Below are 23,478 nucleotides of genomic sequence, written 5' to 3' on the forward strand. Positions count from 1 at the left end.
ACTGATTAGGGGGGATTAGGCGGCGAGGCGGGCGGAGACCTCGGCGATGGTGGAGTCGGTGGCCGTGGCGGAGAAGCGGAGGCTGGTGGGGTCGCCGTAGAACTCGCCGGGACTGGCGATGATGCCCAGGCGCGCGAGGTCGGCAAGGTCGGTCCAGCAGTCGCCGCTGCGGGCCTTCACCCAGACGTATAGCGCGCCTTGCGGCATGTGGGCGTCGTAACCGTGGCCACGCAAGGCCGCCACCAAGGCGTGCAGTCTGCGCTCGTAGCGGGCGTGCTGGGTGACGACGTCATCGGTGTCGCCCATCGCGACGGCCATCGCGGCCTGCACCGGGCCGGGAATGATCTCGCCGATCTGCTTGCGGTAGACTGCCATTTCGGCGATCAGGTCTTTGTCACCGGCGACGAGCGCGGTGCGGTAGCCCGCCATGTTGGACTGCTTGCTCAGCGAATACAGTACGAGAATACCCCTGGCGCTGCCACCGCAAACGTCCGGCTGCAACATGCATGAGGCTGGCGCAAATCCAGCACCGACCAACGGCCCACTCAATCCACATGCTTCAGATGCTGGCAATGTGTCGCCCGTTCCTCTGCGAACATCGACATCTGACGCGAAGGACTGAAGTTTGCCGTTCAATGTAGCGGAACGGTTCCCCGCCTTAGCGCCACCATCATTTTCATCGTCACTTCCCCAGGTGAGCAGGGCGTAGCACTCGTCGGAGAGCACCACGGCGCCGATCTCGCGGGCCGCGGCGACGATGCCCTTGAGCTGCGCGGCCGAAAGCGTCTCGCCGGTAGGATTGCAGGGTGAATTGACCCAGACGGCCTTGACACCCGGCACTGAACGCCACGAATCGACGTCGGCGATATCCGCGACCTTGTGGGTGCTGGCACCGGCGATCTGCGTGCCGATCTCGTAGGTGGGATAGGAAATAGCCGGCTGCACCACCACATCACCCTCGCCAAGGTGCAGCAGGGAGGCCATGAGCGCGACGCCCTCCTTCGAGCCGACGGTGGGCACGAAATCAGCGTCGATGGCCTCGAAATCCACGCCACGAACGCTCTTGAACCACTCCGGGACCGCGCGGCGCAACGCCTCGCTGCCGGTGGCCTTCGGATAACCATGGGAGTCGGGAGCCTCGGCATGCTCCGCGAGCGCCTGTTGCACATTGGCGGGCACCGGGTCGACGGGCGAACCAACGGAGAGGTTGATCATGCCACCTGGCGCGGCCGCCGCCGTCTTCTTATACGACGAGATGCGGCTCCAGTCATAGGGAGAGTCGAACGTATGAAAACCCATGCTTACCACCTTTTGCGTCATCTGGTCGTCGGTTGCCGGCGAACTTTCAGCGGGTCTCGTGCGCTGGCGACCTTCGGGCCACGCCCCCGGCTTAATCTCAAGCTCAAGCGAAAAGCCATATCCCCGAAGAACGCCATCAACACGCATCCAATAACCACCAATGGTATAACCAACCAGCCTGCCGACGCGAAAGAGTATCACCACATGTCCGCGTCCGTAAGCAGAAAAACAACGCTCATAATCTGCTTTCTGACGCACGCGACCATATCTTTGCGTCCGCAAGCAGGAAAACGGTGTCCACAGTCTGCCTAACGACGCAACTTTCGATTCGCGCCACACGCACAAGACCCACGGGATTGAGATGAATCCGTGGGTCTTGTGGACACGCTCCTACGAGGCGCGTAATTGGGAAACTTGAAATCCTAAGAGTATCAGTCCTGGTTCTGCGGCGGAAGGGCGGCGATACGAGCCTCGTCCTTGCCGGAGGGACCGGCGGCCTGAGCGCCACCGAGGTCGCCCAAATCGTTGAAGTAGGTGACGGCGGCGTCCTTGTACCACGCCCACTCCTCGGGCACATCGTCCTCATAGAAGATGGCCTCGGTGGGGCACACCGGCTCGCAGGCACCGCAGTCGACGCACTCGTTGGGGTTGATGTAGAGGGTGCGGTCGCCTTCGTAGATGCAGTCCACGGGGCATTCGTCGACGCACGCCTTGTCTTTGACGTCAATACAGGGTTGGGCGATTACATAAGCCATTCAGGAGGCCTCCTTACAACCTAAGTCTTTGTTTAGGGTACGTGGGAGCAACGACGGAGCGGACGACACGACGCGACTTCGACGGCAGGAAACGGACGAAAAGTCAGGAAATAATATCCGACACCCGTCGTCAAACCTGAGTCCGCAGAAAACGGACTGAAACCTACAAGATTACTTCCGTTGTCTGCCGTCACGAAGACACAGTGGCAGATAACGGACGAAAAATCGCGACATCAAATCTGAACCATGCCGTTGGAACCGAGTATCGACAGAAAATGGACGAACCCAGCCGAATCATGTCCATTCTCTGCCGTCGAAGGCACCGACCGACTAATCAGATCAGGCGCGACGGTCCTCGGCGTCGGTTTCGGTGACGCTGGCGACGGTCTTGGCCTCCATCGCGCGCTCGACGTCGGCGTCCAGCTCGCCGGTGCCCAGGCGAGAATGGCGGTAGGAGTAGCCGAAGTAGATACAGAAGCCGATGAGCAGCCAGACCACGAATCGAATCCAGGTGACCACGGTGAGGTTGAGCATCAGCCAGAGGTTGGCGATCGCAATCAGAATCGGCACCCACGGGCTGCCCGGGATCTTGAACGAGCGGGGCAGGTCGGGGCGCTTCTTGCGCATGATCGGAATCGAAATCGCGACCAAGGTGAAGGCCGAAAGCGTGCCGATATTGACCATATCGGCCAAAATGGAAACGTCGAACGACGACGACACAATCGCGAAGAGAATGCCCACGGCGATCTGCAGCTTGGCGGGCGTGCCGTGTTTGCCGACCTTCGAGAGGCCACGCGGCAGCAGGCCGTCACGGCTCATCGCGAAGACCACGCGGGTCAGGCCGAGCAGCAGCACCATGACCACGGTGGTCAGGCCGATGACGATGGCGAAGGAGATGATCTTGGCGGCCCAAGTGGCGCCGACCAGCTCGAAACCGGTGGCGAGCGACGGGTCCTTGGCCTTGGCGAGATCCTTGTAAGAGACCATGCCGGTGGTGACGATGGCGACGAGCATGTACATGACGATGACCATCAGCATGCCGATGCCGATGCCCAGCGGCACGTTGCGCTTCGGGTTCTTGGCCTCCTCGCTGGCCGTGGCGACCACGTCAAAGCCGAGGAACGAGAAGAAGACCAGGGCCGCGCCGGAGACGATGCCGGAAACGCCGTAGACGGTGGGCTGCTGGCCGGTGACCCATTGCATCAGCGGCTGAGTCATGACGCCGCCGGAGGACGGGCCCAGCACCTTGCTGGCCGGTTCGGACGGCGGGATGAACGGGGTGTAGTTCGACGTCTTGATATAGAAGAAACCGACAATGACCACGAAAGCGACGATGCCGATCTTCAGAATGGTGAATGCGCCGTCGACACGGGCGCCGATGCGGGTGCCCAGCACCAGAAGCACCGTGAAGAACGTGATGACGATGAGCGGGGCCCAATCGAACGTGAACTTGCCGAAATGGAGCTCGGTGCTGGAGTTGAAGCCCATCAGGCGCAGGAAATCGTTGAGGTAGACGCTCCAATATTTGGAGACGACGGAACCGGCCATGAGCATCTCGAGGATCAGGTCCCAGCCGATCACCCACGCCACCACTTCGCCGACCGTCGTGTAGGTGAAGGTGTAGGCCGAGCCGGCGGCAGGAATCATCGAGGCGAACTCCGCGTAGCACATCACCGCGGCCCCGCAGATGACGCCTGCGATGAGGAAGCTGATGATCGCGGCGGGACCGGCGTGGTAGGCGGCGGCCTGGGCGCCGATGGAGAAGATGCCCGCGCCGACCGCGACGGCCACGCCCATGACGGCGAGGTCCCACGCGCCCAGATTGCGCACCAGCTTGCGGTCGCCGGTGGTGGTCTCGGCGAGCGCCTGCTCCACTGATTTCGTCCTGAACAGATTCATCTTGAACTACCTCTCCCCCAGGCGCGTCTGGGCGACGCGGATGTGCGTATACCAATATATGGATACGCTGATACACCTAAGCGCGGCGAATACGGCGTTCACACCAGACTTGCCAGCCGGGTTGAATACCGAACGCTGAGCTCGCCGAGCGCGTGCGCGACGCGATATGCAACACCATGAACACTACGAGCGCCACGTCACGTTCCGGTTACCGCAATCATATAGCGGACACTAATATTAGACAATTATTATTTATTTGCATAATATTATTGCGGTGCGAGAAATCCTGATCGAGCTTGCCGACGCTGACGCTGGAACTTGGCCCTTGATGACTTGGCGATTCACGACTTATCGATTCGCGCCCCGCACGCCTCCGCACGTCGTCACCCCAAACGTCACCGCTCTGCAAAATCCCCGCCTTATCGCAGGTCGAGACCCACGACCACGGGCTCGGGCACCAGGCGGATGCCGTACGCGCGCTCCACGCCGCTCTGGATGGCACGCGCGAGCTCGACGATGTCACTGGCCTTCGCACCGCCACGGTTGGTGAGCGCCAAGGTGTGCCGCGACGACAGGCCAGCCGACGCGTCGGGACGCACCTTGAACCCCTTGTGGAACCCGGCGTGGTCGATCAGCCAGGCCGCCGAGGTCTTGACACCAGGCTCGCCGTTCGGCTGCGTGGCCTCGAAACGCGGGGCGCCCTCCGGCAGCGTGGCCGCCTGCTCCGGCGTAAAAATCGGGTTCATGAAGAAGCTGCCGCAGCTGTGGCGGTCCCAGTCCACGGGCTTGGCGTCCTCCATCCTGAGCAATCTGGCGTTCGGCTCGGCATACGTATCGCCAGGCACGCGGAAATCCGCCCAGATCTCACCGGTGCCGTCACCGTCCATGCTGGCCATGCCGGGGCTGCTGTTGTCGTACATCGTCATCTTGCCGCCGTGCTCCTGATCGACTTTTCCGGCGACGACCTCGTAGATGATCCTGTCCGCCTTCCGCCCTTTCATGAACGGCTTCTCGTAACGGCGCACGTCCTCCAGCATCCCCTTGCCGGAGCGAATGCCGAGAATCGCCTGCCTCACCAGTTGGGACTCGGTGAGCGTTCCCTCCTTGACACCCAGCGCATGGGCCAATTGACCGGTGATCGGCACGACATCGGAGAACCCGAATTCCTTGAAGACGAACAACACGGAAAGCACCACGTATCGCGGTGTCGGGAAATAATGCGCGGCCGGCGTGGCGGGCGCCTGGTACATCGAACTTTTCAGCAGCGAGGAACGATAGCCGAAGTGAAGCTGATCGCGGGTCAGCATACGTTTGACCTTGTCTTTCCTATCCCAGACCGTCACGCTGGAGACGTTCTCGCCGGCCTCACGGCCGTACGCGCCGATGTTCTGCACCACCGACGCGCCCACCGTCCCCGGGATGCCGGAGAGGGGATCAAGCTCGGAGAAACCACGACCCGAGCAAAACGCCACGAAATCGTCCCAGTTCACGCCGGCGTCCACATTGACATACCCGCCGCCGTCGATACCGTCATCCGGGGTGCCTTCGGGCTTGTGGCCGTGCGCCTCGTACCACAGGCCGCACCTGGCGTCACGCACCACCACACCATCGAACGGCTCGTCGGAGACCAGCAGATTCGACCCGCCGCCGATGACCAGCAATGGCTTGCCCGCCTCGTCGGCCCCGCGCACCGCGGCGATGAACTCGTCTTCCGTGGTCGGCTCGATGAACTGCGCGACGCGGCCGCCGACACCCATGGTGGTCAGATCGGCGAGCGTGGGAGTCTCAAGCGCTTTAGATTCCCCGGAAGTGGCGGCATTCGAGGAGACGGAGGTGGAGGCGGGCATTGCGCGGCCCGAAGCGCCGTCGGCGTAATAATCCAAGATGTTGATATGTTCAATTCCCATGATGAGCTACCTCATTATCGACGTTTCACGAACCCGATTGACGACGTGGTCAATCGTCTTATGCGCTTTCTGCGGTGACCATTTTCGCGACAGACACCTTCGCGGCAAACAGATATGAAAAAAGCCCGACCGAAGTCAGGCTTAAGCTACGATGCCAAGACTCAACGAGTCTCGCGGTGCACGGTCTCCTTGCCGCAACGCGGGCAGAACTTCTTGAGCTCAAGACGATCCGGGGTGTTGCGACGATTCTTCGTCGTGATGTAATTACGCTCCTTGCACACCGTGCATGCCAGCGTGATGCCCGGACGGACTGCGGCGCTTTTGCTTGCCATTGGTTCACCTTCTGCGTTAGTTTTCCAACCGACGTATGTCGATCTTTGTAGCGGGAAAGAGACTCGAACTCTTGACCTTACGATTATGAGTCGTACGCTCTAGCCAGCTGAGCTATCCCGCCAGAGAGCCTCGGGTGAGAATCGGACTCACGACCTCTTCCTTACCAAGGAAGTGCTCTACCACTGAGCTATCGAGGCGTGGCGGATAGTGGATTCGAACCACTGAAGCTATAAGCGGCTGATTTACAGTCAGCTCCCTTTGACCGCTTGGGAAATCCGCCATTGCGCATTCAAACCTCAGAAACATCGGCTTGACCGGGCAACTTGACTATAATGCCATGAACCAGCGACTGGCGCAAGTCCACGACACGCCATGTGTGTCGAAGCGGGGCCCGATGCCCAATTTCCGCGTCATGACGCCCCTGAGCCGTGTACGTTTCCTATCGCTCAACCGCGTTCAACGATAGAAAACGCACATGGGTGGACAGTTTCTATCGATGAGGGGCAATCAACGACAGGAAACGTGCACAATGAGCGGGTCGAAGTCAGGCGATGCCGTCGGACTTCAGGGACTGGCAGACCTCGATGACCTTGTCGTTCGCCTCGACCTCGCCCACCGAGATGCGGATGCCCTCGCCCTCGAAGACGCGGGTCGACAGGCCGGCGGCGGTGAAGCGGGCGGCGGCCTCCTCGGTCTTGGCGCCCAACGGCAGCCAGAAGAAGTTGGCGTAGGGCTCGGGGAAGTCCCAGCCCTGGGCCTTGAGCGCGGCGACCACGCGGTCACGCTCAGCGATGATCTTCCGCACGCGGTCCATCAGCTCATCCTTGGCGTCGAGCGAGACGAGCGCGGCGACCTGGGCGGTCTGGGTGACGCCGAAGGGCAGCGATACCTTGCGCATGCCTTCCACGACGTCGGGCTGAGCGATGCCGTAGCCGATGCGCAGGCCCGCGAGGCCGTAGGCCTTGGAGAAGGTGTGGGCCACGACGATGTTGGGGTACTCGCGGAAGAGATCCATGGCCACGCTGGTGGACGGGTCGTTGTTGAACTGGAAATACGCCTCGTCGAAGAGCACGGTGACGTCGGAGGGCACGGCTTTCATCAGGCGGCGGGCCTCGTCGTCACGCACCGAGCTGGCGGTGGGGTTGTTGGGATTGTTGACGATGACCAGGCGCGTATGGTCGTTGAGGGCGGCGATCATCGCGTCGATATCGTGGCCGCCGTCGGGGCGGTTGGGAATCTGGACGCTGGTGGCGCCGGCACCCGCGACGATGATCGGGTACGCCTCAAAGCTGCGCCACGGGTAGACGACCTCGTCGCCGGGGCCAGCCAGAAGCGTGACCAGTTGGGTGATGACCTCGGTGGAGCCGCAGCCGAGCACCACGTTCTCGGGCTCGACGCCGTAGTCCTTGGCCAGGCGCTGCACCACGTCCCAGCCACGCATGTCGGGGTAGCGGTTGATGCGGTCGAGCGCGCGGTCCTCGATGGCCTTCTGCACGCTGGGCAGCGGCGGATACGGGTTCTCGTTGCTGGAGATCTTGAAGGAGCGCTGGCCCGCGACTGCGGGGGCCGGCTTGCCCTGCTTGTAGGCGGGGATGGTGTCGATTATTGGGCGATGTTTGAAAGTCATATCTAGCATTGTAAGCCGTGGGAGAACCTATCGCACATTCGGCGTCCGTTTTTGGAGATGCCGGCCTGATACCGGTAGAAAATGGATGGAAACCGGATAATCGTGTCCAAAATCTGCCGCCGTTCAAACTCGATGGCAGAAAACGGATGGAAGCGAAGAGAATCCTGTCCGATTCCTGCCGTCGGCAAAGAGAGATGGCAGATTCCGAACAATTTCGTGGTTAATTTTGTCCGTTTCTTGCCGTCGAAGAGAAGAGACAGACGACAGGGTACAAAAACGCGGTGTGCCCCAGCCATGGAAACACAGCCGGGGCACACCGCTAAAAATCTGTTGGACTAGGCCAATCAGTTCATGATGGCGAGCACATCGCGCGCGCCGACGATGAGGTAATCCTCACCCTTGTAGTTGACCTCGGTGCCGCCATACTTGGAATAGAGCACCTTGTCGCCAACCTTGACGTCCATGGGGACGCGGTTGCCGTTGTCGTCACGACGACCCGGGCCGACGGCCAGGACCTCGCCCTGCTGCGGCTTCTCCTTGGCGTTGTCGGGGATGTAGAGACCGGACGCGGTCTGGGTCTCCGCCTCAGCTTGCTTGACGATAATCTTGTCTTCCAACGGTGTAAGTGAGATCGACACTGTGGACCTCCTCTTTCTAGTGAGAGTTGCATTTCCTCGCGCGAGGACACCGCTTTCAGAGGCTGACGATCACTTTCGGCACCGTCCCTTTGCGCTTACTTACCTATCGTAGCGCGAAAATTAGCACTCTGCCAACCCGAGTGCTAACGCTCTGAGTGAAACCTTCACAAATCAGCGTATCGAGGGGCTTCAGGCGCTCCTACGGGCGAGAATCTTCTCCAAGCCAGCGCCGAGCGAATCGGACGAGCTGGCCGGCGCCTCGACGTCTGCGGAGACCTCGGACTCATGGAACGACTTGACCTCCGCCTCGTCACCTTTGGGCTGCTTGGCCTTGGAATCGGCCTTGCTCGAAACCTCGCCGGCATCGCTCTTCGCGGTATCGGTTGCTTCGGAATCCGACTTCTCGGCGTCTTGCGGCACGGCCTTGGCGACCTGCTTGGTGGACTTGATCTCGAGGCTCCGCGGCTCCGAGGTCTCAACTTCCACACCGGAGCGGGGCGCGCCGAGCGAGAAGGAGATGAGGTCCTGGTTGCTGACCATGTCGACGGCGTCGAGCGCGCGGACGGGATGAACCTGCTTCAGCTCGTGGGTGGCGTCGTTGGGCTCGTCCTTGGTGGGCGAGGCAACCTTCGCCTTGGTCTGGACCTGGTTGACGGCCTCGTTGGTCTTGTGACTTTGCTGAGCCTTGGATGCGGCGGCCTTGCCCTGCGAATGGTTGGTCTTGCGCACCTCAGCGGACTTCGCGCTGGCCTTGGAAAAATCGGAAGAGGCGGGTGCGGAAGCGGCCGACGCGGAATGAGCCTTGACGGCTTGCTTGGGTTCGGCCTTCGCCTCGGCCTCACTGGAGATTTGCGACGCGGCAACCTCTTGGCGGTCATGCTCGCGCTGGACCCGCAGCGCCTCAACACGCTCGTGGTCGGCGCGGCTGGCGCGCAACGCCTGGCGAATCTCACGCTGCTCCATGACGCCGGTGGGCTCGTCGTCCTCGTTATGCGCCACAGGGGCGTCGACGAGCTCTGCGGACTGATGGGCCGCACTCAGCTGGCCGACGCGCTTGGCGGCCTCGACGCCACGATTGGCGGCGTTCATGGCCCGGCGATGGCGCTTGACCTTGAGCTGGCGCTCCCATTCGCGGGCGTGGTTGGAGGCCCGCACGCCAAGCACCAGGACCACGGCGAGCAACGCCAGAGGAATCAATGCGAAGAAACCACTGAAATGAAGGGGAATGGCGGCGATGGCGACCACGATGGTGACGGCGAGCAGCGTGGCGGCGATGATCGCGCGACGGTGCGCGGCCTCACGACGCAACTGACGGATGTGGGCCACGCGTTTCGCTTCCTTGCTTGCCGCAGCCTTGGCAGCGTCCCCCGCTTGCTTCGAGCGCATGACTACCCCCTCCGAGAGAGCGTGATGATCGTCGGAAAACCTCGTGCCGCTCTGCGCATCGACGAGATGCAGCGAGAGCGAATACTTATCGGCCCTATGCTCAACCACTCTTTTCATGCTGTCCACCGTTTGCCGCGGCAGCCAGCCAATGACAAGAATCGCGAGAATGACCAGCACGATGACACTGCTCACCCACGCATAATCCATATCTATCAAGAATAGAGAGAGTTCGTGACTTTTGACGCATTAAATCACACGCGTGTCGTTTCTGCCCGTGTACTGGCGTAAATCAGCGGAATATCCAGACAAAAACGGTGTTTATGCGGCGTATTTACGAGGCGGCGAAAACCGGTTTGACGTGGCTTTTGACGATTATCGTGGCCTTCACCTGCCAAGGAACCGCGCGGCGAACCCACCTGGGGCGTCGTCGGCCAGCAGGCTGTAGACATCATGGTCACGCCACGCACCGCGGATATACATGTATTGGCGGCGCAGGCCCTCACGGTGGGCGCCGAGCTTCTCCACGACGCGGCGGGAACGCTCGTTCTCAGGGAGCATCGCGATCTCCAGGCGGTGCAGGCGCGGGCCGTCGGGGCTCAGCATGGCCCAATCCGCGAGCATCGCCACCGAAAGCGGGGCGACGCCCAAGCCGGCATGGGCTTTGTCGACCCAATAGCCGACGCTGCCGGAACGTATGGAACCGTAGCTGATGGCACCCACCGAGACCTGGCCGATGATCTCCATTTGGTATTCGATGGCGAACTGCGCGGCGACGCCGGTCCGCTCGTCGCGGCGCTGACGCTCAAGCCAGGTGTTGAAGGTGAGGCCGGGGCCGTGCATGGGGTCGCCGGCGTCCCAAGGGCTCAGCCAATTCGCGTTGCGTATGCGCACACGGCTCCAACCGGCCTCGTCCTCGGCGGTCAGCGGGCGCAGGAGAATCTGGATCGCTCCTTCGGGAGCCGGCAGTTGCGCGGGCATGGTGATGGCGTTCGGGTTGGAGCTGACGTTTGCATTGGGCGCGAGGGCGCTGCGCAGGGATCGGAAGACGGACACGAGTTCATAGTACGCCCGCGTGTGGTACGCCTGCTGGAGAACGGCGGAATGACGCGAGGTATAACGCTTTATCAGATGGCTGGCGGGGAGGTAAATCAGAGAGTTTTCGAAAATCCCGATGATATGAACCATTTCGCCGCGATGAGGGCCGCGCTGGTTACCATACAACCATGGGCACTATCGAGACGGCGGTCGAGGAACAAAAAGGGCGTATGCGCAAGCAAGCCATAGCCAAGCGCAGAACGGTGAATGAAGCCGAGCGCGCGAAAGCAGGCGAACGGCTGGCGGCCGCGACGACGCAAGCGTTGAGATGGTTCGTCACCGAGCCAGCAACGACTCCTGCCACGAATCCAATGGCGAATCCTTTTGCGAAACCGACAACCGGACGAACGGCGAAGCTCCCGACGACGCCGATAACGGAAGCATCTGAGGGCGCGATTCCGAATTCCGCCGAAACGACCCCGCAGAAGCAAACAGAAGCGGCGGCAAACAATGCGGCCGCCATCAACAGAGACAACGAGCAGCCTGAACAGATGCGCACCATATCCTTATCCGCAGGCGACACCATCGCGGCTTATGTCTCGATGGGCACCGAGGTGCCGACGCTCGGGCTGCTGGATGCCTTGGTGGAGCATGGATTGCGGGTGCTGGTGCCGCGACTCGGGCGCGGACGCGACATCGGCTGGAGCGAATACCTCGGCTCGCGATTGCTGCGTGATATGCCGCGAACGTCCAGAGGTGGGCTGCGTCCCTCGGAACCGGAAAGCGAGGCTCTTGGCCCCGACGCCATCGCCAATGCGAAGATCGCGCTCATCCCCGCCTTCGCCATCGACCTTGACGGCACACGGCTCGGCCGGGGCGGCGGATGGTACGACCAAGCCCTCGGATGCCTGCCCGCGGACGCTCTGAAAATCGGAGTGTGCTGGGACTGGGAGCTCATCGACGGCCATGACGCGGTGCCACGCGAACCACACGATATTCCCGTCGACGCCGTGCTCACGCCGGAACGCATCGTCTGGTTCTGAACGCGCACAAGCAACTGGCGAACGCGATATGCCAAGCGGCGGCTTTCCCTCTCGGACGAAGCCACGGTCTGGCCTGGGACTAGGATATGAACAGTCTATTCTTTGATTTGCCAACATTTGTGGAGGGACCGTTGCCTATCTATCATTATCGCTGCAAGAACTGCGGATACGATTTCACCGAACAGCAGTCGTTCACCGACGACCCGATCACCGTATGCCCGAAGTGCGGCGAGGAGCAGGTGCGCAAGGTCTATTCGGCGGTGCCGATCGAGTTCAAGGGGCATGGCTTCTACCGCACCGACAAGAACGAGGCGTCGTCTTCCAAGTAGTTCGTCAAGGTAGCGTTGTCCACGCGGTTTCGCTCAAACGATTCGTCCGGCTGCTTCCGCTGATTGATTCGCCCGAATAATGTGGACAACTTGCGGCGCGACATGGAAAATGTGGACGGATTGATGCGTGCTATACGCGACACGCCTCAAATGTGGATAACCCCAACCGTTCGACCACATAACCCGTTTGAGCTTTGAAACCTGAATGACCTGGGTCATCATGAAACCATGATGACCTTTTTCCATAGCACGAAAGCGGCGGGCACAGCCAAGTCCCGCTACCCCACCCTCGAGCAGCGGCGGCGCTCACGCACGATCCGGTCGCTGGCCATCGCCCTGTGCGCCGGCATCGCCGTGTTCCTCGCCTTGCAGTCGATGGCCGGCATGGTCGCCACCAAGCCGGTGGCCACCGCGGCGCACGACATCGCCAAGGGCAGCACCATCGATGAGGATGACATCGAGATTGTGCAGGTGCCGGAGAGCAAGGCGCTCGCCTCGGCCCTGTCGTCGCGAAGCCAGGCCACGGGCACGATAGCCCAAGTCGACATCGCCTCGGGCGACATCCTCACCCGGCCCATGGCCAGGGCCTCCCCCGTGCCAGCCGAGGGGATGACCGTGATCGACGTGGCCGTGGTGAGCGCGGGGTCGTCGCTGTTCGCGGGCGAACGCGTCTCGCTGGTGACGTCGGGCCAGTGCACCGGCGGCGGGCAGCCCGGAACCGCGGATCAGGCCCAGCAATCCGCTGCACAAGACGAGACGAATGGCGATGCTGGCTCAAGCGGCGAGGCAAGCCAGCCGCAGGATTCCTGCATGTTGGCGAAAGATGTCGTCATCGTCAAAACCAGCCGCGACAGCATGGACCAAGACATCGAGACGGCGACACATATCCAGGTGGCTTTGAGCCCGCAGGAGGCGGCGACGGTCATCGCGGCGAAGGAAGGAGGTCCCATCATGGTGATCACACGCAAGTGAGCGCCGTCAACCTGAGGTCAGGCGCCGCGCTCGCTGAAGATGCCCCAATGGGGCGGGAGCTCTCGCAGGATTCGGGCGTCGTCATCGCGGTCTTTGGCGTCCTTCGATGCGCCTTGGCCCTCCGAAGCGAATTCGGAGAGACCGAGATCGGCATCGTCGACGTCGAAGCGTTCGGAGCCCTCACGGGTGACGCGCTTGTGGCGGCGGGCGGAGCGTCGGGTCGGGTCATAACCCGCCATCAACGCACCTCCCGGTAGATCTCCCCGATCTGTGAGACCACGCGATCCACTTCCTTGTCGGGGTTGACGAACGCGCCGACGCTCCACACGTCCATGACCGACCAGCCGAGGCCCTCCAGCTCGCGGGCCAGCACACGATGGCGCTTCCTGGTGGATTGGATGCCCATGAACGCGGCGTCGTCGCTGAGCACGGCCAGCGAGAACGGCTTGTCTTTGAGGCCCACGACCAGCGGGATGCGCAGGCCGTCGTCGAAGCCATAGTTGACCGCGACCTTGAGGCCGCGTGCCTTGATGCGGTTGGCGAGGTCATTGAAGAGCACGTTGTCGCAATCGGTGGAGATGGTGGGGCGGATGACGCCATTGCCGAGCTTCTCGGCCCATTGGAGCACCACCTTGAGCAGCTTCGGGCCGGCTTGGTGCAGGCGGTCGTCCTCCATGTCCTCGGAGCCGAAGGCCGAGATGATGTCGAGGTTCCTGTCGGCCAGGGCGAGCGCGTCGAGCAACTTGCCGTCGCCGCCTTCTCCTTCCAGCGAGCCGAACTGCTGGAGCAGGCGGCCGTGGGCGGTCTTGGCGAAGCACAACGAGAGGATGATATCGGTGGCCTTGCAGCCGGAGACCTCGTCGACGCCGATCAGGCGCACGTGGCGCAGGAAGCGGGCCATGGCCTTGTCTTTGATCGACAGCGACTTGAGTTCGGCGCCGAGCCTGGTGCGGAAGACGGGAGTGAGCGTGACGACCACGAGCAGGTAGTCCGTGGGAACCACGCTGAAGCCTTGGGCGCGGCGCTTGATGGTGGCGATGACCTCGTCGATCTCCTGCTGGCTGCTCTCCACCAATCCGGTGGACAGCACGGGCACGCCGTTGGCCTTGACCCGGTGGAACTTCACGGTGCCTTGCATCGCCTCGGTGGCGACGTCACGGCGCACCTTGCCATAGCCATGCTGCGAGAGAAAGACGGCCAGACGCGGATCGCGGCGCATCGGGCGCGGGTCGACATCCACCTGCGGCAGGATGCCGATGAGCGAGCGGACCGCCGGGGAGGTGACCGTGTTGCGGTGTGCCAGCACGACGACCTGCTTGGCGCGGCTCAGGATGACCAGCAGCGCCAGCGAGGGCAGATGGGCGGCCGCGTCGATGATGACTACGTCGGCAAGCGGCTCGGGCTTGCTCAGCACCACGAGCGTGGACGGGGTGGCGACGATGACCGGCTTGGCGGCGGCGAGGATCTGGGGATGGTCGTGGCGCACGCGCTGCAACGGCACCCTGGAATGGCTAGCCAGCAAAGTGTGCAGCTGGTTGGCCTCCTGGGTGTGGGAGAAGAGCAGGTCGCAGAGCCTGCGCATCGACTCCTGCTCGACCATCGGGCCGATGGAGTCGACGTGCTCGGCGTCGACCTGGGCGAAGCGGTTGGCGGCCGATTGCAAGGCCGAGCCGTCCTGGTTGGAGATGATGGCCGAGGAGCGCACGATGTCCTCGAAGACAGTGGTCCACCAGGCCAGCTGCAGCTCCCCCTCGACGGCCTGCGTGCCCACGCGCCTGGCGCGCAGGTCATCGACCAGCTCGCCCAGGCCGGCGTCGCGGAACTCGCGTTCGAGGCGCGAACGGCCCGGCAACGTGTCGAGCGCCAGGCGGTCGGCGTAAAGATCCTTGAGTCGCTGCTCAAGCCGCTCAATCGGAACGGTCTGCAGGTTGCCACCCTGCACGGTGGTGGAGAGCACGGCGTCGAGCGCGGTGATGTCGCGCATCAGCGTCTCCTGCGTCTCGACGATCTCATCAAGCTTGGGAGGCAGCACGGGCCATCCGCCATGGGGCACCAGGGTGCGCCACTGCGCGGCCTGCTTGAGCACGACCTTCAAGGCCTCGTGCAGGTCCTCCACCTGGGCGCCGGCGCGCAGCAGGCTCTTGGCCTCCTTGACGTGGCGGCGACGCTCCCAGAAGCCCATGCTGGTGCCTTCGGCCTTGCGCTGCTCCTTGGGCTTGGTGGCCTCGATCATCGCGTCGATGTCGCGCTCGAAGATCTCGGGCTGGAAGACGTCGAGCACACGGCGCAGGTTCTTCAGCACCTTGACGTGGCGGCACCATTCCTGCACGGTGCCGGGCACCGGGAACCCGCAGGTCTCGGCGGTGGAGGCGACGTCCTCGCGCATGGCCGGCAGCAGACGCTGCAGGAGGTCCTCGACGCTCTGGTAGGCGCTGACCGCCTCGGACTCGGAGAAGAGGGAGGCTCCGTACCACACCGTGTCCTCGGGGCCGACGGTGAACTCGCCGAACTGGCCGGCCTGACGCAGCTTCTTGGCCCAGTCGTCCATGTGGGGTGCGATGGCTCGCGCGGCATCCTTGCTCAGCCGCACATGCGTGGCCGGATGCGTGGGCATGTTGGCGATGCTGGCCAGGTTCTGGATGGTCTGGTAGGCCGAAACGCCCCACTCCTTGCTCACCCCATGCAGGTCGCCAAGGTAGCGGGTCAGGCGCGAGCGCACGCCCACCAGCTCGTCGGAGAGCTGGTCGAAACGGGAGGTGGCGACGCCGGGTTGGAAGCCGACGGCGGCGATGAGCTGCTTGTCGAGGTTGGCGCCGGCGGCGGGCTCGGCCATGTCGAGCACGCGGTCGCCGAGCTGGAAGGCGTCCATCTTCTGGGCGAAGCGCTTCTTCTGCTGGGCGACGGCGGGCACGTAGAGCACCGAGCGGTTGGCGGCCACGCAGCGCGAGGCGATCGAGGCGGCCTGCAGCGCGGTGTCGTTGGCGGCGTCGCCGTTGACGAACAGCGAATGGCCTTGGGCGACCAGGTTGCCCGCATAGCGCATCACGTTGCTGACGTCGCCGGCGGCGTGCTCGTTGTGGGGGTCGTCGTCGAAGGGGCTGAACTGCGGCAGGGCGTTGCCCTTGAGCCGTTCGGCGGCCTTCTTGTCGCCGGCCATGGCCTCAAGGATCGTATTGTTGGCGTCCCCACGCTTGAGGGAGTCGATGATCTGGTGTCCCTCGGCGATCATCTTCGTGGAGGGGTCCATGAAGCAGCCGAGCACGATGTCGCGCTCAATGTCAAAATCGGCGAGCGAATGATGTGCCTGGGCGATGATGGCGGCGAAAACGGCAGAAGTATCAGGTGTGCCGCTCTCGTAATTCGAGCCGTCGAAAAGCGCGGCCTCGTCGATCTCGACGTTCTCGGAACGCATCGCGGAGGCGAAGGCGGGATTCAGACCCACGTGCCCGGTGAAACGGATGGTGGCGTCGGTCTCACGGCCGCCGGCCTTGCGTTGCGCGTCGACCGGATAGAGCAGGACAGGCACGCTGTTGCCCTTCCATGTGGCCACGCCGACGACCATCGAGAGCTCGGCCACCCCGGAGATGCGGGTCTTGGCGGCCTTGTCGTCGAGCACGCGCTCGAGCCTGCGGCCGGCGGCGCGGAGCATTCCGGTGTCGCGGAAAAGCGAGGCGAGGGTGGTGTGCCCGCTGGCGAAGAGCTGGGCGATGCCGGAGGGATGGGCGTGGGTCAGGTCGAGTTGGGCGGTGAGCTGGCCGACGTCCTGCAGGGGCGAGGGGCTCAGGCCCCGGCGGTATTCCTCATACCATTCGGTCATCTGGTCGATGCCATTGGCGCTTTGTTTCTTGTCGTTCATGCTTGCATTCCCGTCCCTTGCGCTTGCTGATACTCGGCGTAACCAGAATTATGAGATAGAGCGGCGTCAATGTCCTGATTGCCCAGCGAGCCCAGCCAGGCGTACAAGTCGTCGTACAACCCGGGGTTCATCGCCAGGAACGGCAGCAGCTCGGGGTGCTTCGCCATCTCGAACTGGACGGCGAAATCCGTGGTCACCTTGGCGTCGTTGGAATTGAGGCCCTCGACCTCGACGACCTGGGCCGGCTTGCTGAACTCGCCCTTGGAGACGCGCTCGAAAACCGAACCCGGTTCGAAGGCGGGCTCGAAGACGTTGGTGGCGTCGCTCTCGTCGCTGACGGCCGCCTGCGGGTCGGGGCGCATGAACCGGTTGCGCTCCCCTTGCTCGGCGGAGACCTGGCCGGCTTGCGCTCCGGCCGCTTCGGCGTACATCGGAGTGAAGATGCTCTGTTGCGAGTCCTGCTGGGCCGCGGCCCGGGCCACCGGCTGGTAGGTCGCGTTGACCGGGCCGACGTTCTGCCGCGGTTCCTGCGGCTGCTGAACCTGCTGCACAGGTTGCGGTTGCTGAGCTTGCTGCGGTTGCGCTTGTTGGGCGAACGCGGTGGCACCCTGTTGCGCCGGAACGGCACCCTGCGCCGGTTGCGGTCGCGCGGCCTCCTCATGCCGTTGGGGCAAGGAGACCTGCGAACCGGCGGACGTGGCGGCACCTTGGCCTGGCGTCTGCGGCGTCTGCGGCGTTGAGACATTCGCCGAATCACCGGAATTGACGGGCACCTGGCCATTGGCAACGCCACCAGCCATACCCGGCTGCACGGTTTGCTGTGTCTGTGCTTCCTGCACCAGCGCGTCCTGGAAGAGATCGCGCGGCCTCACCGCGGCGCTGGCCTCCTTGGGTTTGACGTCGAGGGCGATGCTGTCGACCACCTGCTGGCTCTCGGCCTTGTCCGGCCGCAAGGACGAATCCGCCGCGCCGGTAGCGTCAGCGGCGGCGTTCGGAGCCTTCCTATCATCACGTGTCTGAGCGGCGTTCGTCTGTGCCGTCGATGCCGCTTTGCCTTTGCCGGCCTTTTGATTGCCGCGCACGGCACCGGCCACGTCGGCGGCCTTGAACGCCATCGTCGGCTCTCCGGCGCGCAGGTTGAGGATGTCGTCGACCGACATCTCCGCCGCCTCGGGCTCACCATTGCCGCGCGAGGCCGCATAATCAAAGAGATCGGTGACGGGGTTGCCCTCCTCGTCCCGTCCTTCCTCCGAATCGGCCTCGACCTTGACGAAATCGACCGGCACGTCGCCGAACTGCATCCTCATCGGCGAGGTCTGCAATATGAAAGGCTTCTTGGGCGCGAGCCGGGTGAGGTTGCCGTCCTCGTCGAGCACGTAGGTGCCGTTGGTGGAGTTGCGGTCCTCGAGGGTGGCCTCGCCACTCGCCGAGACGCTGAACAGCGCGTGCCGCTTGGACATGGAGCGGGTGGAGTCGGCGATCTCGACACGCCGGTGCCCGTCGTCGGCCAAGGGCCTCAACGGATGACGACCGATCTCGACATCCTGGCCAGGCCCCACGCCGACCTGGACGCCGCCGTTGACCTTGATGACCCACCGCTCAGCGGTTCGTTGATCTGCCACTTTCACAGGCCTCCTGTAACCTAAACGCACTCTATTGCCATTCTGCCATGATTTCCAAGCCATCGCTGCGCAAAACCATTACATTGACAACTTTTTCGCATGACGTCGCCAAGGCCATACGCTTGGGCGATGCCGCGGCCGAAACCTGGATGCGCTTCCACTGCCACAATACCCGCTAAAACGAACAAACCCCCGCTGCGGTAATCCGCATACGGGGGTTTGCATTCGTTGGCTGAGGAATTCACCGGCGGCCGGCGGTTCGAAAAGCGTCGGCGACGGCCCTCGGCCGAAAGGAACTACTTGAGTTCGACGGTGGCGCCGGCCTCTTCGAGCTCGGACTTAGCCTTCTCGGCGTCGTCCTTCTTGACCTTCTCGAGGATGGTGGCGGGAGCGCCGTCAACCAGCTTCTTGGCGTCGGCGAGGCCCTGGCCGGTCAGGGTCTTGACGACCTTGATGACCTGGATCTTCTTGTCGCCGAAGGAGGAGAGGACCACGTCGAACTCGGTCTTCTCGTCCTCACCAGCGCCAGCGCCAGCGGCCGGAGCGGCGGCGACGGCGGCAACCGGGGCGGCGGCCTCGACGTCGAACTCGTCCTCGAACTTCTTGACGAACTCGGAGAGCTCAACCAGGGTCATTTCCTTGAACGCATCGAGAAGCTCGTCGCTTGAGAGCTTAGCCATAATGGCTTCCTTTCAATCATGGTGGCGGTTTGATTGTTGGTTTTCCGTCACCGAAATCCTAATTTCTTATTTATTTATCAACTGCTCAACACCCACACGGCCGAAGCCGCGAGGAAATCAAGCGGCCTTTTCCTGCTTCTCGCGCAAAGCGTCGAACGTGCGCACGGCCTTGGTGGGCAGAGCGGCGAACGTGCGAGCGGCCTTGGCCATAGTGCCCTTGAGGTCGCCTGCCATCTTTGCGAGCAGGGTCTCGCGGGACTCGAGGCTCGCGAGCTTCATGAAGCCTTCGGCGTCGTACATGGTTCCGTCTGCGAAACCACCCTTGATGACGAGGGCCTTGTTTTTCTTGGCAAAGTCACGCAGGACCTTCGCAGCCTCGACGTAATCACCCTTCACGAAGGTGATTGCGGAGGGGCCGGAGAGCGCTTCATCGAAGCCCTCGTACCCAGCCTCTTTGGCGGCGATGCGAGCGAGCGTGTTCTTAGCCACTGAGTAGGAAGTATCGCGGCCTAGCTTTTCGCGCAGATCGGAGATCTGCGGAACGGTAAGCCCGCGGTACTCGGTAAGGTAAACCGCGTCGGCATCACGGAATTGATCCGTGAGCTCGGCGATCACCGCTTCCTTTTCGGGCCTTTTCATGGCGTTCCTTCCTGAGTCAACCATTGGCCAGGAAATCCGACGCGCCAAACGTCTCAAAGCACCATCTTGTATCGCTACAAAAAATGCCCTGCGCACAGGCAGAGCACCAACCACCGCTTTCGCGGCTCATGATATTCAACCTATGCTGGCTTGGCGAACCAAACTTCGAGGGGCAAGCGCCCCTAACCAACAGTCTGTGGTTAACAAATGAAAGTATACGGATGCCGCCCGACCGCGCGACACGCCCAACCCCAACCAGTGGCAAAAGCACCAAATCAGCCCCCAAATGGTGCTTTCCCCGCAATCTCACCGAGCACCAGTGGGAAAAGCATCTTTTTAGGCCGATTTTGATGCTTTTCCCACTGAGTTGGGGGGGGACAAGGAGGGCGGGGTCAGCCGAAACGGCCGGAGATGTAGCGCTCGGCCTCCTCATTTTGGGGGTTGTTGAACATCGTCGTCGTGTCGGCGAAATACTCGAGGTGGCCGGGCTTGCCGACGGCCTTGAGGTTGAAGAAGGCGGTGTAGTCGGCCACGCGGGCGGCCTGCTGCATGTTGTGGGTGACGATGACGATGGTGTAGTCGCGTTTGAGCTCGTTGATCAGATCCTCGACGGCGAGCGTGGAGATCGGGTCGAGGGCGGAGCATGGCTCGTCCATCAGCAGGACGCTAGGATGCACGGCGACGGCGCGCGCGATGCACAGGCGCTGCTGCTGGCCGCCGGAAAGCCCGATGCCCGGACGATCGAGCCTGTCCTTGACCTCGTTCCACAGGTTCGCGCCACGCAGGGCCCATTCCACCAGCTCGTCGGCGTCGGATTTGGAAATGTGCCGGTTGTTGAGACGGATGCCGGCCAAGACGTTCTCGCGGATGGACATCGTGGGGAACGGATTGGCCTTCTGGAAGACCATGCCGACATCGCGGCGCACGGCCACCGGGTCGACGCCCTTGCCGTAGAGGTCCTTGCCGTCGAGCAGCACCTTGCCTTCGACGCGTGCGCCGGGCGTAATCTCGTGCATGCGGTCGAGCGTGCGTAGGACCGTTGATTTGCCGCATCCGGACGGGCCGATGAAGGCGGTGACCTTGTTGGCCTGGATATTGAGGTTGACGTCCTGGACGGCCAGGAAATCGCCGTAGTAGACGTTCAGATGCTCGACATCGATGCGTTGGCCCATGATGACCTGCTTTCTGGTGATGAGACGTTGAAATATAAAGGATCTAATACATTAATCGGATAACTGCAACAAACGGAATTATTACGTGGCGAACGTCTGCCGAAACGCGACCACAAGGCACGGAGACGAAACGAAAGCGAGCACACCATCACCGCTCCTTGACGCTGAAAAGGCGCTGGACGAGGCGGCCGGCCAGGTTGAGCAGCAGCACCAGCACGATGAGCACGAGCGCGGCGGCCCACGAGCGCTCGGCGGGGATGGAGGCGACGCAGCCCGAGCCGGCGGACGGCAGGCAGGTCACCGACATCTTGCTGAACTCCTGGTAGACGTAGACGGGCAACGTGGTCATCTGGCCGCTGAAGAGGTTCCAGTTGGTGGTGGCGATGAACCCGGCGGTCATCAGCAGCGGCGCGGTCTCGCCGATCACACGGGCGATGGCGAGGATCACGCCCGAGACGATGCCGGGCAACGCGGTGCGCAGGACGACGCGGACGATGGTGCGCTGCTTGGTGACACCGAGCGCGTAGGCCGCCTCGCGCAGGTCGCCGGGCACGACCTTGAGCATCTCGACGCTGGAGTTGACAACGGTGGGGATCATCAGCAGCGACAGGGCCACCGAGCCCTCGAAGCCGTTGGAGACGCCCGGGCCGGCGATGATGGCGAAGAGGGAGAAGGCGAAGAGGCCGGCGACGATTGAGGGCACGCCGCTCATCACGTTGACCAGCATCGCCACGGCCTTGGGGAACCAGCCGCCGCGCGCGTATTCGACCAGGTAGACCGCGCACATAAGACCCACGGGCACGGAGATGAGCATGGCGCCGAGCGTCACCTCGAGGGTACCGATGATGGCGTGCTCGATGCCGCCGTAGCCGCCGGAGGGCGTGGGTTTGCCGCCGATCACGCCCGACATGTTGTAGGTCAGGAAGTTGAGGTTGAGCCGGCCGACGCCGCGCGAGAGAGTGGTCCAAAGCAGCGAGGCGAGCGGGATCATCGCCACCACGAAGGCCAGGGCGATCAGCACGGTCATCGCCACGTTGACACGCTTGCGGCGGCGAATCAGGGCGGGCGAGGGCTGGAACTTGCTGAAATCGGGGATGTGCGGCTTGCGGTCGGGCTGCTCGGAGACGGAAGTGGAGGCGGAGGCGGTCACGGAAGTGGAGGAAGTATCGGAAATGCCGGAACTGTTGGAAGTACGGGAAATATCAGAAGCGGAGGAAACGCTGAAGGCATCGGAAACGTCGCGCGCAATCTCGTCGTTCGTCTCGTTCATCGCGTCTGTTTCGTGCATCTTGGTCCCAGTCGTCTTGCTCATTTCGCGGTGATCCTTCTCGCCGCCAGATTGACCACGAAGGTGATGACGAAGAGCACCAGCCCGGTGGCGATGAGCGCGGAGACGCCCATCGAGTTCGCCTCGGGGTATTGCGCGGCGATGTTGGCGGCGATGGTCTGGCTTTTGGAGGCCTGCAGGATATGCCAGGAATAGGTGAGGCCCGGCGAGAGGATCATCATCACGGCCATGGTCTCCCCCAGCGCTCGGCCCAGGGCGAGCATGGAGGCCGAGACGATCCCGGACTTGGCGAAGGGCAGCACCGCCAGACGTATCATCTCCCACTTGGTGGCCCCGAGCGCGAGCGCCGCCTCCTCGTTGAGCCGGGGGGCCTGGGCGAAGAGGTCGCGGGTCATCGAGGTGATGATAGGCATGATCATGACGGCCAGCACCACGGCCACGCTGGCGACGGTGCGCGGCGGGTTGGCTGCCGGGCCCGCGAACAGCGGTATCCAACCGAGATAGCGCGAGACGGCGTCCCAGAAAGGATGCATGGCCGGCACGAGCACCAGCCCGCCCCACAGGCCGTAGATCACCGAGGGGATGGCGGCGAGCAGGTCGACGGCGTAGTTGAGCGGCGTGGCCAGCCTGCGGGGCGCGTAGAAGGTGATGAACAGGGCGACGCCGACGGCGACAAAAAAGGCGATCAGCAGCGCCAACGCCGCGATCACCACAGTGCCGAAGACCAAAGGCCCCACGTATTGCCAGAAGCCGTGCGCCTTGCCACCGCTCAGCGATTCGAAGACGGCCTTGGATTGGGAGCCGGGCAGCGCGAAAATAGGCCAGGCGCGCGCCACAAGGAAGAGCACCACGGCCCCGAGCACCACGAGGATGGAGATGCCGCAGGCCAGGGCGACGCCGTGGAAAATGGCGTCGGCCCGGTAGGCGTGCCGGGGAGCGGCGAGGGCCACGTCTTCTGCCTGTTGCCGCTGTTGTCGGTCGGGAGGATTCGTGGTCAT

At 62.9% G+C, this 23,478-nt stretch carries 20 protein-coding genes and 3 tRNA genes; 3 read left to right on the plus strand and 20 right to left on the minus strand.

Annotated features, from left to right (window positions below):
- Positions 1–15 precede the first annotated feature (15 nt).
- The 12 genes from OZY47_RS06930 to OZY47_RS06985 all read right to left on the minus strand — a co-directional run bounded on the left by OZY47_RS06930 (position 16) and on the right by OZY47_RS06985 (position 10,822).
- Positions 16–1,299, minus strand: coding sequence for an aminotransferase class I/II-fold pyridoxal phosphate-dependent enzyme (locus tag OZY47_RS06930; RefSeq protein WP_277177609.1), 1,284 nt, complete (start codon positions 1,297–1,299; stop codon positions 16–18).
- A gap of 431 nt (positions 1,300–1,730) precedes the next feature.
- On the minus strand, positions 1,731–2,054 hold the full coding sequence (fdxA, locus tag OZY47_RS06935) for a ferredoxin (RefSeq protein ID WP_277156935.1): 324 nt from the start codon (positions 2,052–2,054) through the stop codon (positions 1,731–1,733).
- Between the two features lie 339 nt (positions 2,055–2,393).
- The gene (locus tag OZY47_RS06940; RefSeq protein WP_277177610.1) at positions 2,394–3,953 is read right to left on the minus strand and encodes an amino acid permease; all 1,560 of its coding nucleotides are present in this window, start codon (positions 3,951–3,953) and stop codon (positions 2,394–2,396) included.
- Positions 3,954–4,372: 419 nt separating this feature from the next.
- Positions 4,373–5,860: an FAD-binding protein gene (locus OZY47_RS06945; protein WP_277177611.1), complete on the minus strand. Its 1,488-nt coding sequence runs from the start codon at positions 5,858–5,860 to the stop codon at positions 4,373–4,375.
- Positions 5,861–6,021: 161 nt separating this feature from the next.
- Entirely contained in the window at positions 6,022–6,192 is a 171-nt protein-coding gene (gene rpmG, locus OZY47_RS06950) for a 50S ribosomal protein L33 (RefSeq protein ID WP_277143788.1), read from the minus strand.
- Between the two features lie 48 nt (positions 6,193–6,240).
- Positions 6,241–6,314, minus strand: a tRNA-Met gene (locus OZY47_RS06955).
- Positions 6,315–6,318: 4 nt separating this feature from the next.
- A tRNA-Thr gene (locus OZY47_RS06960) sits at positions 6,319–6,390 on the minus strand.
- Between the two features lies 1 nt (position 6,391).
- Positions 6,392–6,473 (minus strand) — tRNA-Tyr (locus OZY47_RS06965).
- Positions 6,474–6,737: 264 nt separating this feature from the next.
- On the minus strand, positions 6,738–7,820 hold the full coding sequence (locus OZY47_RS06970) for a histidinol-phosphate transaminase (RefSeq protein WP_277177612.1): 1,083 nt from the start codon (positions 7,818–7,820) through the stop codon (positions 6,738–6,740).
- A 344-nt stretch (positions 7,821–8,164) separates the two neighbouring features.
- Positions 8,165–8,458, minus strand: coding sequence for a co-chaperone GroES (gene groES / locus OZY47_RS06975; protein ID WP_277177613.1), 294 nt, complete (start codon positions 8,456–8,458; stop codon positions 8,165–8,167).
- Positions 8,459–8,647: 189 nt separating this feature from the next.
- The gene (locus OZY47_RS06980) at positions 8,648–9,961 is read right to left on the minus strand and encodes a hypothetical protein (protein WP_277177614.1); all 1,314 of its coding nucleotides are present in this window, start codon (positions 9,959–9,961) and stop codon (positions 8,648–8,650) included.
- 267 nt (positions 9,962–10,228) lie between these two features.
- Positions 10,229–10,822 (minus strand): GNAT family protein, encoded by a 594-nt coding sequence (locus OZY47_RS06985; protein ID WP_277179202.1) that lies wholly within the window; start codon positions 10,820–10,822, stop codon positions 10,229–10,231.
- A 245-nt stretch (positions 10,823–11,067) separates the two neighbouring features.
- On the opposite strand from OZY47_RS06985, the gene OZY47_RS06990 reads away from it, so the two are divergent.
- From OZY47_RS06990 to OZY47_RS07000, 3 genes are all read left to right on the plus strand, one after another.
- Positions 11,068–11,922 carry a 5-formyltetrahydrofolate cyclo-ligase gene (locus OZY47_RS06990; protein ID WP_277177615.1) on the plus strand — a complete coding sequence of 285 codons (855 nt, stop codon included), beginning with the start codon at positions 11,068–11,070 and terminating at the stop codon, positions 11,920–11,922.
- 131 nt (positions 11,923–12,053) lie between these two features.
- Positions 12,054–12,251: an FmdB family zinc ribbon protein gene (locus OZY47_RS06995; protein WP_277177617.1), complete on the plus strand. Its 198-nt coding sequence runs from the start codon at positions 12,054–12,056 to the stop codon at positions 12,249–12,251.
- A 228-nt stretch (positions 12,252–12,479) separates the two neighbouring features.
- Positions 12,480–13,223, plus strand: coding sequence for an SAF domain-containing protein (locus OZY47_RS07000; protein WP_277177618.1), 744 nt, complete (start codon positions 12,480–12,482; stop codon positions 13,221–13,223).
- A gap of 17 nt (positions 13,224–13,240) precedes the next feature.
- Here the strand turns inward: OZY47_RS07000 and OZY47_RS07005 are convergent, their stop codons facing one another.
- From OZY47_RS07005 to pstC, 8 genes are all read right to left on the minus strand, one after another.
- The gene (locus OZY47_RS07005; protein ID WP_277177619.1) at positions 13,241–13,462 is read right to left on the minus strand and encodes a hypothetical protein; all 222 of its coding nucleotides are present in this window, start codon (positions 13,460–13,462) and stop codon (positions 13,241–13,243) included.
- On the minus strand, positions 13,462–17,079 hold the full coding sequence (locus tag OZY47_RS07010; RefSeq protein WP_277177620.1) for a helicase: 3,618 nt from the start codon (positions 17,077–17,079) through the stop codon (positions 13,462–13,464). The genes OZY47_RS07005 and OZY47_RS07010 overlap by 1 nt, the downstream gene beginning before the upstream one ends.
- On the minus strand, positions 17,076–18,701 hold the full coding sequence (locus OZY47_RS07015) for an FHA domain-containing protein (RefSeq protein WP_277177621.1): 1,626 nt from the start codon (positions 18,699–18,701) through the stop codon (positions 17,076–17,078). The genes OZY47_RS07010 and OZY47_RS07015 overlap by 4 nt, the downstream gene beginning before the upstream one ends.
- Positions 18,702–18,997: 296 nt before the next feature.
- Complete coding sequence (rplL, locus tag OZY47_RS07020) at positions 18,998–19,381, minus strand: 50S ribosomal protein L7/L12 (RefSeq protein WP_277177622.1); 384 nt, start codon at positions 19,379–19,381, stop codon at positions 18,998–19,000.
- A gap of 117 nt (positions 19,382–19,498) precedes the next feature.
- On the minus strand, positions 19,499–20,020 hold the full coding sequence (gene rplJ, locus OZY47_RS07025; protein WP_277177623.1) for a 50S ribosomal protein L10: 522 nt from the start codon (positions 20,018–20,020) through the stop codon (positions 19,499–19,501).
- Positions 20,021–20,412: 392 nt separating this feature from the next.
- Positions 20,413–21,192, minus strand: a complete 780-nt coding sequence (gene pstB / locus OZY47_RS07030; RefSeq protein ID WP_277177624.1) for a phosphate ABC transporter ATP-binding protein PstB — start codon at positions 21,190–21,192, stop codon at positions 20,413–20,415.
- Positions 21,193–21,340: 148 nt separating this feature from the next.
- Positions 21,341–22,342, minus strand: coding sequence for a phosphate ABC transporter permease PstA (gene pstA, locus OZY47_RS07035; protein WP_277179204.1), 1,002 nt, complete (start codon positions 22,340–22,342; stop codon positions 21,341–21,343).
- Positions 22,343–22,500: 158 nt separating this feature from the next.
- Positions 22,501–23,478 (minus strand): phosphate ABC transporter permease subunit PstC, encoded by a 978-nt coding sequence (gene pstC, locus OZY47_RS07040; RefSeq protein WP_277177625.1) that lies wholly within the window; start codon positions 23,476–23,478, stop codon positions 22,501–22,503.

Source organism: Bifidobacterium sp. ESL0790, from assembly GCF_029395435.1.
Classification (GTDB): Bacteria; Actinomycetota; Actinomycetes; order Actinomycetales; family Bifidobacteriaceae; genus Bifidobacterium.